General features: G+C 71.7%; 14 protein-coding genes. 6 read left to right on the forward strand and 8 right to left on the reverse strand.

Annotated elements, in window-relative coordinates; all coding sequences use genetic code 11:
* Nucleotides 1-23: 23 nt before the first annotated feature.
* The 4 genes from BLW86_RS24800 to BLW86_RS24815 all read right to left on the reverse strand — a co-directional run bounded on the left by BLW86_RS24800 (nucleotide 24) and on the right by BLW86_RS24815 (nucleotide 6,534).
* On the reverse strand, nucleotides 24-1,208 hold the full coding sequence (locus BLW86_RS24800) for a TerD family protein (RefSeq protein ID WP_093876086.1): 1,185 nt from the start codon (nucleotides 1,206-1,208) through the stop codon (nucleotides 24-26).
* A gap of 80 nt (nucleotides 1,209-1,288) precedes the next feature.
* Nucleotides 1,289-2,305 carry an aspartate-semialdehyde dehydrogenase gene (locus BLW86_RS24805; protein WP_093876087.1) on the reverse strand — a complete coding sequence of 339 codons (1,017 nt, stop codon included), beginning with the start codon at nucleotides 2,303-2,305 and terminating at the stop codon, nucleotides 1,289-1,291.
* A 171-nt stretch (nucleotides 2,306-2,476) separates the two neighbouring features.
* Complete coding sequence (locus BLW86_RS24810) at nucleotides 2,477-5,797, reverse strand: S8 family serine peptidase (RefSeq protein ID WP_177181743.1); 3,321 nt, start codon at nucleotides 5,795-5,797, stop codon at nucleotides 2,477-2,479.
* Between the two features lie 194 nt (nucleotides 5,798-5,991).
* Nucleotides 5,992-6,534, reverse strand: a complete 543-nt coding sequence (locus BLW86_RS24815; protein ID WP_093876088.1) for a CGNR zinc finger domain-containing protein — start codon at nucleotides 6,532-6,534, stop codon at nucleotides 5,992-5,994.
* A gap of 130 nt (nucleotides 6,535-6,664) precedes the next feature.
* Here BLW86_RS24815 and BLW86_RS24820 point away from each other — a divergent pair, with 130 nt between their 5' ends.
* The 5 genes from BLW86_RS24820 (at nucleotide 6,665) to BLW86_RS24840 (ending at nucleotide 10,447) form a co-directional block, all read left to right on the forward strand.
* On the forward strand, nucleotides 6,665-7,120 hold the full coding sequence (locus tag BLW86_RS24820; protein WP_093876089.1) for a VOC family protein: 456 nt from the start codon (nucleotides 6,665-6,667) through the stop codon (nucleotides 7,118-7,120).
* A gap of 92 nt (nucleotides 7,121-7,212) precedes the next feature.
* Nucleotides 7,213-8,076, forward strand: a complete 864-nt coding sequence (locus BLW86_RS24825; RefSeq protein ID WP_093876090.1) for a pyridoxamine 5'-phosphate oxidase family protein — start codon at nucleotides 7,213-7,215, stop codon at nucleotides 8,074-8,076.
* A 143-nt stretch (nucleotides 8,077-8,219) separates the two neighbouring features.
* Nucleotides 8,220-8,714 (forward strand): HPP family protein, encoded by a 495-nt coding sequence (locus tag BLW86_RS24830; RefSeq protein ID WP_093876091.1) that lies wholly within the window; start codon nucleotides 8,220-8,222, stop codon nucleotides 8,712-8,714.
* A 9-nt stretch (nucleotides 8,715-8,723) separates the two neighbouring features.
* Nucleotides 8,724-9,191 (forward strand): NUDIX hydrolase, encoded by a 468-nt coding sequence (locus BLW86_RS24835; RefSeq protein WP_093876092.1) that lies wholly within the window; start codon nucleotides 8,724-8,726, stop codon nucleotides 9,189-9,191.
* A gap of 92 nt (nucleotides 9,192-9,283) precedes the next feature.
* A complete protein-coding gene (locus BLW86_RS24840; RefSeq protein WP_093876093.1) occupies nucleotides 9,284-10,447 on the forward strand; it encodes a serine hydrolase domain-containing protein in 1,164 nt (387 codons plus the stop codon).
* Nucleotides 10,448-10,450: 3 nt separating this feature from the next.
* Here BLW86_RS24840 and BLW86_RS24845 read toward each other — a convergent pair whose 3' ends face one another.
* The gene (locus BLW86_RS24845; protein ID WP_093876094.1) at nucleotides 10,451-11,455 is read right to left on the reverse strand and encodes a hypothetical protein; all 1,005 of its coding nucleotides are present in this window, start codon (nucleotides 11,453-11,455) and stop codon (nucleotides 10,451-10,453) included.
* A 145-nt stretch (nucleotides 11,456-11,600) separates the two neighbouring features.
* Nucleotides 11,601-14,150 (reverse strand): aminopeptidase N, encoded by a 2,550-nt coding sequence (gene pepN, locus BLW86_RS24850; protein ID WP_093876095.1) that lies wholly within the window; start codon nucleotides 14,148-14,150, stop codon nucleotides 11,601-11,603.
* Between the two features lie 147 nt (nucleotides 14,151-14,297).
* Between pepN and BLW86_RS24855 the strand changes: the two genes are divergently transcribed.
* Nucleotides 14,298-14,933, forward strand: a complete 636-nt coding sequence (locus tag BLW86_RS24855; protein WP_093876096.1) for a mycothiol-dependent nitroreductase Rv2466c family protein — start codon at nucleotides 14,298-14,300, stop codon at nucleotides 14,931-14,933.
* Between the two features lie 128 nt (nucleotides 14,934-15,061).
* Here BLW86_RS24855 and BLW86_RS24860 read toward each other — a convergent pair whose 3' ends face one another.
* Entirely contained in the window at nucleotides 15,062-15,706 is a 645-nt protein-coding gene (locus BLW86_RS24860; RefSeq protein WP_093876097.1) for a superoxide dismutase, read from the reverse strand.
* A gap of 133 nt (nucleotides 15,707-15,839) precedes the next feature.
* Nucleotides 15,840-17,252 (reverse strand): amino acid permease, encoded by a 1,413-nt coding sequence (locus BLW86_RS24865; protein WP_093876098.1) that lies wholly within the window; start codon nucleotides 17,250-17,252, stop codon nucleotides 15,840-15,842.
* Between the last annotated feature and the right edge of the window lie 22 nt (nucleotides 17,253-17,274).

Consider the following 17,274-nt stretch of genomic DNA (forward strand, 5'->3'; position numbering starts at 1 on the left):
GGGCCATCCTTCCACGGGCCGGCTCAGCGGCGCACGGAACATTTCCACGGCCCGTCACCGCTGATCCGCAGCAGCCCCGGCCCCGGCACCGGGGCGCTCACCCGGACCTCGCCGATCTCGTTCACCAGCAGGTCCCGTTCCTCGTCGTCGTAGAGCGGGTCCAGCGGCGGGGTGTGCTGGTGGACCGTGAAGTCGGACTCCCCGTGGTGCGCGAAGTCGAGCACTCCGGCCGGCCCCTCGTAGATCACCAGATCGTGGGCGAGCCCCTCCACGTGGCCGTCGAAACGGCGCGCGTGGGAGAGCGGCAGCACCCGCAGCGTCCAGGGGGTGTCGGCCTCCACCCGCAGGGCCAGCGGGCGGGCGCGCGGGACGAGGGCGACGGTACGCGCGCGCACGTCGTCCTCGTACGCCGTGAGCAGGTACTCCTCGGCCCGCCCGTACGCGTCGCAGGCCTCGATCGTGGTGGACAGCGAGTGGTACGACTCGATCTCCAGGAGCACCCAGTGCCCCGCCGGAAGACCCGGGTCGCAGTGCACGGTCCTCCTGCCGCGCCCCTGGTACACGGAGGGCCGGAACTCCCCGCCGTACGGATCGGCCACCGGCACGGGCGGGGCGGCGGGCGCCGGGGGAGGGGGCGGCGGGACGTAGCCGGGGCCCGGGATCGGCGGCGGCGGGTGCTCCACCATGATGCCGAAGTCCGTTGCGAGCCCGGCGAGCCCCGAGGCGTACCCCTGGCCGACCGCGCGGAACCGCCAGCCGCCGTCCCGCCGGTAGAACTCGCCGAAGACGAAGGCCGTCTCCGCCGTCGCGTCCCCGACCGCGCAGTACGCCACGGGGTTCCCGGCCCCGTCGGTGACCCGCACGTCGAGCCCGGGCACCTGCCCGAAGGAGCCCCCGTCGGCGGAGGCGGCGATCACCAGACGCCCCACATCGGGCTCCACGCGCGCGAGGTCCAGCCACAGCCAGTCCGCGGCCGGGCTGCCCGGCGCGCCCGGGGCCGACTTCCCCAGGTGCCGGACGGCCCCCGAGGGGTGCTCGGCGTGGTTGTAGAAGACCAGATCGGCGTCACCCCGCACCCGCTCCCCGGCGCCGAGGAGCAGCGCGGAGACGTCCACGTCGGGCACCCCGTGCCCGGTGCGCCAGCTGACCGCGACGTGCAGGGCCTGCGGGGGCACCGGCAGGTTGGCCCCCTTGGGTATCTGGGTCATGGGGGAACTCTGGCACGGGCGGGCACGCCGGAGGGGCGGCTCCCCGCAACGGGAAGCCGCCCCTCCGGGGGTGGCCGGGATCAGCCCTTGAGCTCGGCGGCGACGAGCTCCGCGATCTGCACGGCGTTCAGCGCCGCGCCCTTGCGCAGGTTGTCGTTGGAGAGGAAGAGCGCGAGGCCGTTCTCGACGGTCTCGTCCACGCGGATGCGGCCCACGTAGGAGGCGTCCTTGCCGGCCGCCTGGAGCGGGGTCGGGATCTCCGAGAGCTCGACGCCCTCGGCGTCCTTGAGGAGCTCGTAGGCGCGCTCGACGCTGATCGGACGCTCGAAGCGGGCGTTGACCTGGAGCGAGTGGCCGGAGAAGACCGGGACGCGCACACAGGTGCCGGAGACCTTCAGCTCGGGGATCTCCAGGATCTTGCGGGACTCGTTGCGGAGCTTCTGCTCCTCGTCGGTCTCGAAGGTGCCGTCGTCGACGATCGAGCCGGCGAGCGGCACCACGTTGAAGGCGATCGGGCGCTTGTAGACCGCGGGCTCGGGGAACTCGACGGCCTCGCCGTCGAAGGCCAGCTGGTCGGCGGTCTCGGCCACGGCGCACGCCTGCGTGCGCAGCTCCGCGACGCCGGCCACGCCCGAGCCGGAGACGGCCTGGTAGGTGGTGGCGACGAGCGCGGTGAGGCCGGCCTCCTGGTGGAGCGGCTTGAGGACCGGCATGGCGGCCATCGTGGTGCAGTTCGGGTTCGCGATGATGCCCTTGGGGCGGTCCTTGATCGCGTGCGGGTTGACCTCGGAGACCACCAGCGGGACCTCGGGGTCGCGGCGCCAGGCGGAGGAGTTGTCGATCACGACGGCGCCCTGCGAGGCGACCTTCTCGGCGAGGGCCTTGGAGGTGGCGCCACCGGCGGAGAAGAGCACGATGTCCAGGCCGGTGTAGTCGGCGGTGGAGGCGTCCTCGACGGTGACGCCGTCGACGACGGTGCCGGCGGAGCGGGCGGACGCGAAGAGCCTCAGCTCGTCGACCGGAAAGTTCCGCTCGGCCAGGATCTTCCGCATGACTGTGCCGACCTGACCGGTGGCTCCGACGATTCCGACCTTCACGGGGACTCCTCCGTACGTATGTGCAGGGTGCTGCCGGTCCATGATGCGTATGTCCCCGCCCGCCTTGTCCAATCCATTGTCCAAGGGACGGACGCGTCGCGGACGACGATCTTCCGGACGCGGAAGGGGCGGGCGCCGGTTCCGGTGCCCGCCCCCCTCAGCCGTGCGGTGTTACGGGGTGACCGCGCCGATCAGGACGCTGCCGGTGCCCGCCACGGTGCCGCGCGCATTGAGCAGCTGGACCTCGCCGAAGAACTGGCGTCCCTCGGGGGCCGCGCCGGCGACGACGACCTCGGCCGCCACCGGGGCGGAGGCGCCGTTGGCCAGGGTGACCGACTTCGACTCGTCGACCTTCACGGTGCCGAGCGCGGACGAGTAGTACACGTCCTTGTAGTCGTACGTGGTGCCGCCCGCGGCCTGGACCGAGTAGCCGTCGATGACGACGGTGTACGTGCCCGCGGCCGGCTTCACCAGGGAGACGGACTCCTCCGAGTCGCCGTCCGCCGACTGGCCGACGGTCTTGCCGTTCAGCGTGACCGTGAGGTCGAGGTCGGCGGCCTTGTCGGAGGTGTTGCCGATGGCGATGTCGAGCCGCTCCACGCCCTCACCGATGGTGACGGTCTTCGTGTGCTTCTCGTGGTGCTGGATGGTCGGCGTCTCGCTCTTCTGCGAGCCGAGGGAGCCGCCCTTGAGCGTGCCGGTGAGGCCCGCGAAGCGGTTCGCGACCGTCCACTGGACGGCGGCCGGGGTGCCGATCTTCGCCTCCGCGACCGTCTGCACGGCCGGGTCGAAGTCGACACCGAGGGCGGTGACGTTCAGCGTGTACGGGTTGTCCAGGTCCGGCGACGTGCGGCGGGACTCGACCTCGATCTCCCAGACGCCGGGCGTCGGGTTCGCGTAGGACCGCAGGTCCGGGCGGCAGGTGTTGGCCGGGTTGTAGTGCGGGTAGCACTGCGTGGTGGCGCTGTCCTCGATGCCCACGCCGTACGGGTGGATCGAGATGAACCGGGTCTGGCTCTTCTCCTTCAGACCGCCCAGCGCGACCTCCAGCGTCTTGGCGCCCTCGGGCACGGTGACGAAGTAGGACTTGCTGCTGTTGCGCTGCACCGAGCCGGTGGCGGAGAAGCCGTAGCCCGGGGCGACCAGGTCGTTCGCGACGACCGTGGTGGCGAGGATCTGCTTGTCGACGCCCTCGGTGCGCTCGTCGTCGGCCTCCAGGATGACGCTGTGCGCACCGGCGGTGGCGGCGCGGGCCTGGAGCCTGACGGTGACCGGCTTGTTCAGCGGCAGGTCGATCTCGTCGTCGCCGAGGATGCGGAAGGTGCCGTCGTTGTACTTGAGGTCCAGCTCGTGCTCGATCGGCCGGTTCGGGCCGCTCGTGCGCGTGATGGTGACGTCGTAGACCTTCTTCTGGCCGACCTTGAGGCCGCCCTCGCGGTCGTACACGCCGGTGCCGGTGTGCGGGGCCGGGAAGATCACGGTGTCGACCGGGGCCTCGACCTTGTAGTCGTGGGCGGTGGCGCCGTCCTTGATCGACTCCCAGGCCTCCTCGATGTCGATGAGGCCCGAGCCCTGCTCGTGCGCGGCGACACCGGGGATGCGCTTGGCGGTGGAGGTCAGCGCGGTCCGCAGGGTGAGCGGGGAGAGCGCGACGCCCTTCTGCTTCGCGGCCGAGATCAGCAGCGCGCTCGCGCCCGCCGCCTGCGGCGAGGACATCGAGGTGCCGTTGAGCATGCCGTAGCCGGCGGGCAGGGTGTAGCCCGACTCGGCGACGCCGGCGCCCGGCTGCCAGGTCGGGATGGTGTTCACGGCCGAGCCGGGGGCGGTGATGGTCGGGGTGAAGCCGCCGTCCTCACGCGGGCCGCGCGAGGAGAAGGGGAACATGGCGTACTTCTTCTCGACGGCCGAGCCGTAGTTGGCCGCCCAGGTCGACTGGGAGACGGCCGCGCCGACCGAGAGGACCTTGTCGGCCAGGCCGGGGTCGCCGATCGTGTTGATGCCGGGGCCCTCGTTGCCGGCCGAGATGACCAGCTGGACGCCGTACTGGTCGATCAGGCGGGTGTAGAGGCGCGAGCGGACGTTGTCGCCGTCGTTCTGCTGCGGCAGGCCGCCGATCGACATGTTGACGATGTCGACGCCGCGGTTGACGACGAGGTCCGTCATGCCCTCGGTGAGGGCGGTGTTGGTGCAGCCGCCGGACCAGGTGCACGCGCGCGCGGAGACGATCTTCGCGCCGGGCGCGGCGCCGTTCATCTTCCCGCCGAAGAGGCTGTGGGCAGCCGTGATGCCGGCGACGTGCGTGCCGTGGGAGGACTCGACGAGACCGATGTTGACGAAGTCGCGCTTCTGGCCGACCCAGGTTCCGCCCAGCGGGTCCATCGGGACGTCCTTGCGGATCTCCACGACGAACGGGGTGCGCTCGGCGACCTCGGTGGCCGGGTTGTCGGTACCGAAGTAACCGACCTGGTACCCGTCCTTGTACGGCTTCATCGGCGCGTTGTCCGTGAAGTCGTTGTTCTGGTCGGTGTCCACGCGGACGGTGCCGGCGGCCGGGTCGTACAGCATGCCGAAGACGTCGGTGGTGTCGCCGTCCCGGTTGATGTCGCCCTTCGGGTCGCCGCCGGCGGTGGCCGCCTCGGAGAACCGGCTGAACTGGTACGAGCCCGCCGGGGCCGTCCAGCTCTGGGTGGCGGCGGTGAAGAGGGGACCGGTGACCGGGGTGACCTGGGCGCGCCAGGTGGCGTCGCCCTCGGTCAGCGGGTCGGTGGCGGTCACCCAGTCGACGATCTTGCGCTCGCCGGTGGTGGTCGTCTGCAGGGCCGGGTGGCCGAGGTCGACGCCGGAGTCCAGGATGCCGATGGTCACGCCGCGGCCGTCGGCCTTGGGGTGCTCCTTGACGAAGTCGACCGCGCCCGTCTCGTACGAGGGGTTGTACGGGTTCTTCGCCGGGGTGTCCTTGCCCGGGGCGGGGTACGTCGTGGTGACGGTGGTGCCGGAGACGGCACCCGTCGCGGCGCCCGCGTCCGGCGTCGGGTCGTCCAGCGCGATCTCGGCCTGGAGGTCGACGGACTGGACGGAGGACAGCTGGGTGGCGGCCTTGATGGCGGCAGCGGCCTTGGCGGTCGGCAGGGTCGCGCGGACGTAGCCGAGCGCGTCCTGCTGCTTGCCGACCGAGGCGCCGGCGACGGCGTCGAGCTGGGCGGCGACCTGCTCGGTGGCACCGGGGACGGTGGCGACGAGGACGGTGACGTTCTTCTCGCCGCTCGCCTGGGCCTCGGTGAGCCGCTGGGCGTCGATGGCGCCGAGCTTGTCGGCCGGGTTCGAGGACTTGACCGGGGGAGTGGCCGCCGAGTCGTCCGCGGCGAGCACGGGCGCGGCACCGGTCGCGACGAGCGCGGCGACGAGTCCGGCGGCGGCCGCGATGCGGGCCGCGCGTCTGGGCCCGTGCGTCGAGCTTCCGGATATGGAGCTCTGAGTTTCGGGGGTGGTCATTTACATCCCTGTTGGTGAAAGGAGGGCGTCCGGATTCCGATACCGGATGACCGCTCAGCCTTTCGCAAATGACAGGGGTTTGGGGAGAGTTGCCCAGGGTCGGATTGCCGCCGCGGCGCAAACCCGCCAGCGCCGTGGACGCGCCACACGGGAGGAACTCGCCCGTACGGGGGCGAGTTGCCTCGGTGCGGGGGTCAGCTCTCCTTGGTCCGGGCGTAGTGGCGGGAGGCCTTGGCGCGGTTGCCGCAGACCGCCATCGAGCACCAGCGGCGGGTGCCGTTCCGTGAGGTGTCGAAGAAGTGCAGGATGCAGGCCCCGTGGGCGCAGGCCCGGATCCGGTCGGGCGCCGTGCGCAGCAGGTCGAGGTAGTCGCGGGCGGCGGTCCAGCCGGGACCCCAGGCGAGGTCCGCGAACTCCGCCTCCTCGCCGGGGCCCTCGGCGGTGAGCGTGGCCCGGATGCGGCCGTGGCCGAGGACGGCGTCGACCCGCGCGGTGGCGGCGGGGTCGCCGGGGCGGTCGACGAGCGCGGCGAGCGCGTCCCGGGCGGCGAGGGTGTGCCGCAGGGTGGTCGCGTCGGCGGTGAACCGCTCGGCCAGGCCGTTGGTGGCGAGCCAGACGGCGAGGCCCTCGACCTCCGTCAGCAGGTCCTGGCGGACGCCCTCCTTGTTCCAGCGGGTGTTGAGCAGGTCGAGGGAGACGGGCTCGCCGGTGAGCGGCCGGGGGTCGATGGCGGTCATGGCGGACACCCTCCTCGGTGAGCTAACCCCTCAAGAGTACGTGAGCGGTTGACTCTCTTCACTGCTAACCCTTAATGTCGAAGTGAGAGGTTAGCCAGCAGGGGCCGACCGCACCGGAGAGGGAACCCTCATGTCCACGATCGGCACACTCGCCACCCACCACGTCGGCCTCAACGTCACCGACCTCGGCCGCTCGCTCGCCTTCTACGGCGACGTCCTCGGCTTCGAGGTCCTCGGCGAGGGCGAGGAGAAGGACAGTCGCTACGCCTTCCTCGGCCAGGACGGCCGCCTGGTCCTCACCCTCTGGCAGCAGGCCGAGGGCGCCTACGAGCCGGCCCGGCCCGGCCTCCACCACCTCGCCTTCGAGGCCGAGTCCATCGAGCACGTCCGCGCCGCCGAGGCCGTGCTCACCGCGCGCGGAGCCTCCTTCGCGTACGAGGGCGTCGTCGCCCACCGCGAGGGCGCGGCCTCCGGCGGCATCTTCTTCCACGACCCCGACGGCACCCGCCTGGAAATCTCGGTCCCGAAGGGCGCGGAGGGAGCCGAGGCCCCGTCGGAAACGGCCCCGACCTGCGGTTTCTTCTAACAAGCCAGGGTGTGGGCGGGCACACCCCGAACGCGCACCCGCGCCCAGGGCCCTTGCCCCGCACCCACCGATCCCGCACCCCGGGAGGTCCCGTGAACACCGCGTACCACTCCGGCTCGCTGGCCGTGCAAGAACGGCTCGGCGTCCAAGACCTCGCCGCCCACGTAGGCCGCTCCATCACCGACGGCATACGCCCCATCGCCGCCGCCTTCCTGGAAGCCCAGCCGATGCTGATGATCGGCGCGGCGGACCAGGAGGGCCGCGTCTGGTCGAGCCTGCTCACCGGCGCACCCGGCTTCGCCCGGGCCACCGGCCCGCACACGGTCTCGGTGGCCGCCGACCTCCCCGAGGGCACGCCCGACGGCGCTCCCGTCGGCACCCTCGCCCTCGACCCCCGCACCCGCCGCCGCATGCGCCTCAACGGCACCGCCCGACGCAGCGGACGCGGCTTCACGATCGAGGCCGAGCAGGTCTTCTCCAACTGCCCCAAGTACCTCCAGAAGCGCGAGTGGTACGGCTCCGAGCCCGCCGGTCCCGAGGCGGGCGCCGCGCGGCACGGCGAGGCGCTCACCCCCGACCAGATGCGCCGGATCGGTGCCGCGGACACCTTCTTCGTCTCCACCACCGCCCCCGACGGCGTCGACACCAGCCACCGCGGCGGGAACCCCGGCTTCGTCCGGGTCGACGCGCCGCGGGAGCTCAGCTGGCGCGACTACCCGGGCAACGCGATGTTCCTGACCCTGGGCAATCTGGAGTCGGACGGCCGCGCGGGGCTGCTCTTCCTCGACTGGGAGACGGGGCTGACCCTCCAGCTCACCGGCCTCGCGCACACCGAGTACGGCCCCGAGGGCCGCGTCACCCGCTTCCACGTGGACCGCACGACCGAAACCCCGGCGGCCAGCCCCCTGCGCTGGTCACCCCCGGAATACTCCCCGTCGAACCCGCCCGCCCCCTGACCCCGCTGTGGGCATGTGTTCCGCGTGGGGTCCCCCTCTGGACGAAGTCCCAGGGGGAGGGGCGGGTGGGCACGACGCCGAACGCGCCCCCCGCGCCCAGGGCCGCCCCCACGCCCACCGACCCCGCACCGAACGGAGGCCCGGTGACCACCGCCCCGCCCCGCCCCACGGCACCACCTCGCCCCCGGCCGAGGACCGCGCTCACCTCGACCGGCGCCAGCGTCGCCGCCCTCCTCCTCCTGGTAGCCGTCGGCACCCTCCTCCGCCAGCCCCTCCTCATCCCGCCCCTCGCCGCCAGCATGGCGCTCGTGGCCGGCGCCCCCGACCTGCCGCTCTCCCAGCCGCGCTCGGTCGTCGGCGGCCAACTGCTCTCGGCCCTCACCGGCTTCGCGGTCCTCACCGTCGCCGGGCCGGGCCTGTGGAGCGCGGCCGTCGCGGGCGGTCTCGCCCTCGGCGTGATGATGCTCGCCCGTACCCCGCACTCGCCCGCCGCGGCCACGGCCGTCATCGTCGCCCTCCAGGACCCGCCCTTCCGGTCGTTTCTCGGCCTTCTCGCCCTCGCCTCCCTCCTCCTGGTCGCCGTCGGTCTCGGCGCGGGCCGTGCCACGGGGCGGACGTATCCCGTCTACTGGTTCTAACCTCTTTGCATGCAGCAGGAGTTGAGGGTGGCGGCCTACGCCGTGTGTGTCCGCGACGGCGAGGTGCTCCTCGCCCGCTGGGTCGCGAAGGACGGCACCAAGAGGTGGACCCTGCCGGGCGGCGGCATGGACCACGGTGAGGATCCCGTCCACACCGTCGTCCGTGAGGTCGAGGAGGAGACGGGCTATCTGACCGAGCCGACCGTCCTCCTCGGCATCGACTCCATCCGGCGCTCCTGGCTCCGCCGGCTCGGCGGCCCCGGTGACTGGCAGGGCCTGCGGATCATCTACGAGGCGCGGATCACCGGCGGCGCCCTGCGGAACGAGGAGGACGGCTCCACGGACCTCGCCGCCTGGCACCCGCTCGACTCCGTGTCCTCCCTCACCCGCGTCGAACTCGTCGACATCGGCCTCCAGCTCTGGCGCGACCGGCCGCCCGTCGGGCGCTCGCACCTCACGGAGCACGAGAACGGCTGAAAGACGCTCAACCACCGAAGACGCGATCAACCCCCGCCCACCTCCCGGGGTCCCTCCCCCCGACCGCAGCACAACGATCAGGGGAGCCCCGCATGTCAGCCGCACGTACCGTCGTCGCCGCCACCCTCGTGGCAGGTCTCGCCGCCGCCACCCTCGCCGCCCCCGCCCTCGCCGCGCAGGCGCCGGCCCCGGCGCACCGGCAGGACCACGCGGCCACCCAGCAGGCCCTGGACGCAGCCGTCGCCGACGGCGTGCCCGGCGCCGTCGCCCAGGCCCGCGACGGACGCGACCGCTGGACCGGCACCGCCGGCGAGCGCAAGGGCAATGACCGCTACCGGGTCGGCTCCATCACCAAGACGTTCACCGCCACCGTCCTCCTCCAGCTCCAGGCGGAGGGCCGCATCGACCTCGACGACCCGGTCGAGAAGTGGCTTCCCGGCGTCGTCCGGGGCAACGGCCACGACGGCCGGAAGATCACCGTCCGCCAGCTGCTCAACCACACCAGCGGCATCTACAGCTACACCGAGGACCCCGCCTTCCAGGAGAAGGTCTTCGGTCCCGGGTTCCTGGAGCACCGCTACGACACCTGGACCCCGCGGCAGCTCGTCTCCGTCGCCATGGCCCACGAGCCGGACTTCGCGCCCGGCAGCGGCTGGAACTACTCCAACACCAACTTCGTCCTCGCCGGCATGGTGATCGAGAAGGTCACCGGCCGCCCGTACGGCAAGGCCGTCGAGAACCGGATCATCAAGCCGCTCAAGCTCCGCGCCACCACCGTCCCCGGGACCCGCTCGGCCATGCCGGAGCCCAGCAGCCCGGCGTACTCCAAGCTCTCCCGGGACGTGAACGCCCCCGTCCACGAGGTCTCCGACCTCAACCCGAGCATCGCGGGCGCGGCCGGCGAGATCATCTCCGACTCCCGCGACCTGCAGACCTTCTACAGCGCCCTGCTCAAGGGCCGGCTCCTCACCAAGGGAGGGCTGAAGGAGATGACCACCACGGTCCCGATCTCCCCCGACTACCCGAACGTCGGCTACGGCCTCGGCCTGATGAAGGACAAGCTGAGCTGCGGAGTGGAGATCTGGGGCCACGGCGGCGGCATCCACGGCTCCTCCTCCCTGGCCCAGGTGACCCGCGACGGCGAGCACTCCCTGGCCGGCAACTTCAACGCCGACTGGGCGGGCAGCGCCCAGAAGGTCATCGAGGCCGAGTTCTGCGGCACGGCCCCGAAGGAGCAGTCGTCCCCGAGCGAGTAGCGCTCACCGGGGCAGGACGACGACGTAGGCGGCGGGCTGCCGGTCCGTCGCGGCCATCAGGGCCGTACGCACCACGGTGGCCTGCTGGTCCATCGCCTCGCGCAGCTTGCGCGGGGTGAGGTGGACGACCGTGATGCCGAGCCGCTCCAGGTGCTCCCGCTTGCGGGTGTACTCGGTCCACAGCTCGTCGTCGTCCTGCCGCGGCGCCCGGGTGTCCAGCTCCACGGCGACCGCCTGGTCGGGCCAGTAGGCGTCCACCCCGCCCAGGTGCGGGCCGCCCGGCAGCCGCAGGTCCACGTTCCACAGCGGGTCCGGCAGCGCGAACTCCCGCACCATCTCGTAGAGCCGCTGCTCGGAGAGCGAGCGCCCCTCGGCGAGCAGCGAGTCCACCGCGTCCACCACGTGCGGCCGGGAGAGCAGCCGGGCCCGGCTCAACTCCCGTACCACCGCGCCCGGTTCGCAGTGGCCGCCGCGGACGGCCTCGGTGAGCAGCCGGCGTACCGTCTCCGTGTCCGCGAGGCCCGACACCGCGTCGGCGACGGCGCGGGCGACCGGGGCGACGGGGACGCCCGTGAGCTCCACCGGCTCCGGCGACTCGGGGGCGCGCACCACCCGCACCCAGCCGGTCGAGCGCAGCCGCCGGGTGCGCGGCACCAGGACGTCGATCCGGTCCAGGGCGGTGAGCGGGGGAGCGGAGGAGAAGCGGTGCAGGGTCAGCGCGGCGAGTCCGGTGATCATCGCGTCGGGCCCCTGCGGGGGCACGGCCCCGGTCCTGCGGGCGTAGAGCAGCGCGGCCTTCAGTCGGTCCTCGCTGGTGGGCGGTCCGGGCTGGAGCAGGAAGACGCCGGGGAGCAGCTGCTGCCAGCCGCCGGGCCGGCAGTGCGCGGCGACCTCGGCGGCGGGGATGCCCTGTGCCCTCAACTGGTCGGCCGAAGCGAGGCGTTGCGCACGCCCGGTGCGGGAGGAGAGGGGGAGGGGGCGGGGGGTGATGGGGGTGTTGTGGTTCATGCCGGGGGTCTTCCGCTTCCGAAGGCTCCCCTAACCTCTGTTACACGCTCGTCGACATTTAGGGACAACCTCGCCCTAAAGTACGCACGTTCGAGTGCCGATGAGGGCGGCGCCCCGAAGGGTGCCGCCCCCGTCGACGTACCGACTACTCCGCCACGCGTCCGTCACACGCCTGCGCCCGCAGCGCCCGCGCCAGGTCGTCGCGCGCCTCCAGGACGAGGCGGCGCAGCGCCGGCGGGGCCGACTCGTGCTCCGACAGCCAGGCGTCCGTCGCGGCGAGCGTCGTCTCGTCGTCCTGGAGCCCCGGGAACAGGCCCCGGACCACGTGGATGCCGATCTGGATCGACCGCTCCTCCCACAGCCGCTCGATCGCCGCGAAGTACTTCTCGGCGTACGGCGCGATCAGTTCGCGCTGCGAGGGCTGGACGAAGCCCGCGATGGTCGCCTCGACCAGCGCGTTCGACAGGGCGTCCGACTCGACGACCTGTGCCCAGGCCTGCGCCTTGACCGCCGCCGAGGGCCGCGAGGCGAGCAGGCGGGTCTGGTGGCGCTTGCCCGTGGCCGTGTCGTCCCGGGCCAGCTCCTCGTCGATCCGGGCCTCGTCCGCGCGGCCGTGGACGGCCAGCGGGGAGAGCAGCGCCCAGCGCAGCTCCTGGTCGACGTCGAGGCCGTCGATCTTCGCCGTGCCGTCGAGCAGCCCCTCCAGGAGCTGGAAGTCGGCCTCGGCGGAGGCGGTCGCCGCGAAGAACCGCGCCCAGGTCAGCTGGTGCTCGCTGCCCGGCTCGGCCAGGCGCAGCTCGCGCAGTCCGCCCTCGGCGAGCAGCCGGCCGCCCTCCTCGCGCCAGGCGGGCGCCGCGTAGTGGGTGACGGCCGACTTCGTCCAGGCGTGCACCATCTGGAGGACGCCGATGTCGGTCTCACGGCCGGCGAAGGCGAGCGCGACGGAGACGAAGTCCCGGGCGGGCATGAGCCCGTCGCGGGTCAGGTTCCACAGCGCCGACCAGCACAGGGCGCGGGCCAGCGGGTCGGTGATGTCGCCGAGGTGCGCCCGGAGGGTCGCGAGCGAGCCCTCGTCGAAGCGGATCTTGCAGTAGGTCAGGTCGTCGTCGTTGACCAGCACCAGGTCGGGCTTCTCCCGGCCCGCGAGCCCGTCGACGACGGTCCGGACGCCGGTGATGTCGGCCTCGGCCCGCGCGTACCGCACGAGCTCCCCGCCGGAGAGCCGGTAGAGGCCTACGGCGGCGCGGTGCGGGCGGAGCTCGTCGCCCTCCTGGAGGACGGCGAGCTCGGTGATCCGGCCCTCCGCGTCGTAGGTGACGGCCGGGGTCAGGCTGTTGACGCCGGAGGTCTGGAGCCAGGACTTCGCCCAGGTCTTCATGTCCCGCCCGGAGGTCTCCTCCAGGATCGCGAGGAGGTCGGCCAGGCGCGTGTTCCCGTAGGCGTGGCGCTTGAAGTAGCGGCGCGCGCCCTCCAGGAACGCGTCCCGCCCGGCGTACGCGACGAGCTGCTTGAGCACCGAGGCGCCCTTGGCGTACGTGATGCCGTCGAAGTTGAGCTTGGCGTCCTCCAGGTCCCGGATGTCGGCCGTGATCGGGTGGGTGGACGGCAGCTGGTCGGCGCGGTACGCCCAGGACTTGCGGTTGTTGGCGAAGGTCACCCAGCTGTTGGTGAAGCGGGTGGCCTCGGCGTTCACGAAGGAGCCCATGAAGTCCGCGAAGGACTCCTTCAGCCACAGGTCGTCCCACCACACCATGGTCACCAGGTCGCCGAACCACATGTGCGCCATCTCGTGCAGGATGACGTTGGCCCGGCTCTCGTACGCGGCCTGGGTGACCTTGCCCCGGTAGATGTACTCCTCGCGGAAGGTCACCAGGCCCGGGTTCTCCATCGCGCCGAGGTTGTACTCGGGGACGAAGGCCTGGTCGTACTTCCCGAAGGGGTACGGGTAGTCGAAGTTGTCGTGGAAGAAGTCGAAGCCCTGCTTGGTGATCAGGAAGACGTCGTCCGCGTCGAAGTGCTTCGCGAGCGACTTGCGGCACATCGCGCCGAGCGGGATCTCCAGGTCGCCGCGCGTGTAGCTGTCGGTCACGTAGTGGTAGGGGCCCGCCACGACGCACGTGATGTACGTGGAGATCGGCGCCGTCTCCGCGAACCGCCACACGCCCTCGGCGTCCCGCTCGCCCGCGCCGTTCGACCAGACCGTCCAGCCCTCCGGCGCGGTCACCGCGAAGCGGTACGGCGCCTTGAGGTCGGGCTGCTCGAAGTTGGCGTACACCCGGCGGGCGTCGGCCGGCTCGTACTGCGTGTAGAGGTAGACCTCGCCGTCCTCCGGGTCGACGAAGCGGTGCATGCCCTCGCCGGTGCGGCTGTAGGCGCACTGCGCGTCCACCACGAGCGTGTTCTCGTCGGCGAGGCCGTCGAGCGCGATCCGCGCGCCGTCGAAGACCACCGCCGGGTCGAGGGAGCGGCCGTTGAGCGTGACCGCGTTCACCGAGGGGGCGATCAGGTCGACGAACGTGCTCGTGCCCTCGCCGGTGCGGCGGAACCGGATCGTCGTCTGCGAGCGGAAGGTGCGCACCGCCTCGGCGGACTCGCCGACCGCCGACCGCAGGTCGAGGACGACCTCGTACCCGTCGACGGACAGCAGCGCGGCCCGCTCGTGGGCCTCGTCGCGGGACAGATTCTCACCGGGCACGGTCACTCCTTCGTGGCGCGTTCGAAACAGCACCGATCCTCCCATGTGCCACTGTCACGCGGGACACGGGAATGTGTCCGCGCGTCCGCGGGTTGGCTCCTTTCGGCGCACCACTTTCTTCTTTCCGCGGCCTCACCGAGGAGTGACATGTCCGAGAGCAGGACCACCGCCGACTTCTACTTCGACCCGCTGTGCCCGTGGGCCTGGATGACCTCCCGCTGGATGCTGGAGGTGGAGCAGGTCCGCCCGGTCGACGTGCGCTGGAAGGTCATGAGCCTGGCCGTGCTCAACGAGAACCGGCTCGACGAGGTCCCCGCCGAGTACCGCGAGATGCTGGAGACCCAGGCCTGGGGCCCGGTCCGCGTGGTGATCGCCGCCCAGCAGCTGCACGGCGACGAGGTCGTCGGCAAGCTCTACACGGCGCTCGGCACCCGCTTCCACAACAACAACGAGGGGCCGACGCGCGAGGCGATCGTCGGCGCCCTGAAGGACGTCGGCCTGCCCGAGGACCTGGTCGACTACGCCGACAAGGACACGTACGACACCGAGCTCCGTGCCTCCCACGAGGAGGGCATAGAGAAGGTCGGCCAGGACGTCGGCACCCCGGTCATCTCGGTGCCGGGCCCGACGGGCGACGAGGTCGCCTTCTTCGGCCCCGTCGTCACCCCGACCCCGCGCGGCGAGGCGGCGGCCCGACTGTGGGACGGCACGCTGCTCGTGGCGTCGACGCCGGGCTTCTACGAGATCAAGCGCACGCGGACGGCGGCGCCCAGCTTCGAGTAGTCCGCACCGCACGTACAGAAGAACCCCCGCGATTCACGTCATCGCGGGGGTTCTTCCTCGTTCCGTCCGCAGGTGAAGGTGGAGAAGACGATCACGAGCAGGACGACGGGGGAGCCTTGCGGCTCGGCTCAGAAGGAGATCAGCGGCACCGAGGCCTTCGCCGACAGGTAGCGCCGGTGCACGTCCTGCCAGTCGACGACCTGCCACATGGCCTCGATGAAGTCGACCTTCTGGTTCTTGTACTGCAGGTAGAAGGCGTGCTCCCAGGCGTCGAAGACCAGGATCGGGACCGAGCCCTGGCCGACGTTGCCCTGGTGGTCGTAGACCTGCTCGACGATGAGCCGGCCGCTGATCGGCTCGTACGCGAGGACGCCCCAGCCGGAGCCCTGGGTGGTCGCGGAGGCCTTGGTCAGCTGGGCCTTGAACTTGACGAAGGAGCCGAAGGACTCGGTGATCGCGTCCGCGAGCTCACCCACGCCGTCGGCGGCGAGCGGCTCGCCGCCGCCCCCGTCCTTCGGGCTGTTCATGTTGTTCCAGTAGATGGAGTGGAGGATGTGCCCGGAGAGGTGGAACGCGAGGTTCTTCTCCAGGCCGTTGATCGCACCCCACTGGTCCTTGTCGCGCGCCTCTTCCAGCTGCTCCAGGGTGTCGTTCGCCCCCTTGACGTAAGCGGCGTGGTGCTTGTCGTGGTGCAGCTCGATGATCTGCGGATTGATCACCGGCTCCAGCGCCGCGTAGTCGTACGGCAGCTCCGGAAGTGTGTAGATCGCCATGTGCCCGAGCCCTTCGACGGCTTATTGCAACCTCTATGCAAGTGCAGGCTAGCAGTAGTTGATCTCCAGGGGCATGAAGGGACCCCCGGACCGAGTGGTGGTCCGGGGGTCGCCGTACGGGTAGGGGGGAGGCTCAGGAGGCCCGGTCCGCCGCCGTCTTCTGGCGTACGAAGCCGACCACGGCGAGCAGCAGCGTCAGGCCGCCCGTCCAGTACAGCTGCACGCGGGTGCCCTCCTCGCGCGCCATGAGGACGAAGATCGCCGCCATGCCGGCCAGCGCCACCCACGTCAGCACCGGGAAGGCCCACATCCGCACGACCAGCTTCTCGGGCTCCGCGCGCTCGGTGCGGCGGCGCAGCACCAGCTGGGAGGCGGCGATGAAGAACCAGACGACCAGGATGATCGCGCCGATGGTGTTGAGCAGCCAGATGAAGGCCTTGTCCGGCGACCAGTAGCTCAGCAGCACGCAGCCGAAGCCGACGACGCAGGAGACGAGCACTGCCGGGCGCGGGACCCCGCCGAACAGCCTGCCCAGAGCCTTCGGGCCCTGGCCGCGCGCGACCAGCGAACCGGCCATGCGGGAGGCGCCGTAGATGTTGGCGTTCATCGCCGAGAGCAGGGCGACGAGCACGACCACGTTCATGATCTGGCCGGCCGCCGGGATGCCCAGGTGGTCGAGGGCGGCGACGTACGGGCCCTTCTCGACGACCGCCTTGTCGTCCCACGGGACGAGGGTGACGATGACCGCCATGGAGCCGATGTAGAAGAGCGCGATCCGCCACATCGCCGTACGGACGGCCTTGGCGACCCCCTGCACCGGGTGCTCCGACTCGGCCGCCGCGATGGTGACCGTCTCCAGGCCGCCGTACGCGAAGACGGAGGCCAGCAGGCCCACGATCAGGCCCTCGGAGCCGTGCGGGAAGAAGCCGCCCTCGCCGCTGAGGTTCGCGGCGCCGGGGGCGTCCGTGCCGGGCAGGACGCCGACGATGGCGAGGACGCCGATGCCGAGGAAGAGGACGATGGCGCCGACCTTGAGCGCCGCGAACCAGAACTCGAACTCGCCGAAGTTCTTCACCGCCGCCAGGTTGGTGACGCAGAAGACCACCATGAAGAGCGCGACCCAGGCCCACTCGGGGCTGCCCGGGAACCAACCCGTCATGATCTTCGCGGCGCCGATGCCCTCCAGGCCGACGGCGACGCAGAGCAGGAACCAGAAGGCCCAGCCCGAGGTGAAGCCCGCCCAGGAGCCGAAGGCCCGCTCGGCGTGGACGGAGAAGGAGCCGGAGGCCGGGTTCGCGGCCGACATCTCGCCGAGCATCCGCATCACGAGCATGACGAGCACGCCCGAGATCGCGTAGGCGATGACGATCGAGGGCCCGGCGGCGGCGATGCCCGCGCCGGAGCCGACGAAGAGCCCGGCGCCGATGACCCCGCCGAGGGCGATCATCGAGAGATGGCGCTGCTTGAGGCCGTGCGAGAGGCCCTCGGCAGGTGCGGTCGCGCCGTCCTTGCGGTCGGCCGGCGCGGGCGCGGTGGTCCGAGACATGGGCGAACCCTGTTCACTAGCT

This window comes from Streptomyces sp. TLI_105 (assembly GCF_900105415.1).
Lineage (GTDB): Bacteria > Actinomycetota > Actinomycetes > Streptomycetales > Streptomycetaceae > Streptomyces.

What these genes read in the sequence shown, in the direction of transcription:
- BLW86_RS24800 (WP_093876086.1), bottom strand. Translation starts at nt 1,208, where the DNA reads ATGACCCAGATACCCAAGGGGGCCAACCTGCCGGTGCCCCCGCAGGCC.
- BLW86_RS24810 (WP_177181743.1), bottom strand. Translation starts at nt 5,797, where the DNA reads ATGACCACCCCCGAAACTCAGAGCTCCATATCCGGAAGCTCGACGCAC.
- BLW86_RS24815 (WP_093876088.1), bottom strand. Translation starts at nt 6,534, where the DNA reads ATGACCGCCATCGACCCCCGGCCGCTCACCGGCGAGCCCGTCTCCCTC.
- BLW86_RS24820 (WP_093876089.1), top strand. Translation starts at nt 6,665, where the DNA reads ATGTCCACGATCGGCACACTCGCCACCCACCACGTCGGCCTCAACGTC.
- BLW86_RS24835 (WP_093876092.1), top strand. Translation starts at nt 8,724, where the DNA reads ATGCAGCAGGAGTTGAGGGTGGCGGCCTACGCCGTGTGTGTCCGCGAC.
- BLW86_RS24840 (WP_093876093.1), top strand. Translation starts at nt 9,284, where the DNA reads ATGTCAGCCGCACGTACCGTCGTCGCCGCCACCCTCGTGGCAGGTCTC.
- BLW86_RS24845 (WP_093876094.1), bottom strand. Translation starts at nt 11,455, where the DNA reads ATGAACCACAACACCCCCATCACCCCCCGCCCCCTCCCCCTCTCCTCC.
- BLW86_RS24855 (WP_093876096.1), top strand. Translation starts at nt 14,298, where the DNA reads ATGTCCGAGAGCAGGACCACCGCCGACTTCTACTTCGACCCGCTGTGC.
- BLW86_RS24860 (WP_093876097.1), bottom strand. Translation starts at nt 15,706, where the DNA reads ATGGCGATCTACACACTTCCGGAGCTGCCGTACGACTACGCGGCGCTG.
- BLW86_RS24865 (WP_093876098.1), bottom strand. Translation starts at nt 17,252, where the DNA reads ATGTCTCGGACCACCGCGCCCGCGCCGGCCGACCGCAAGGACGGCGCG.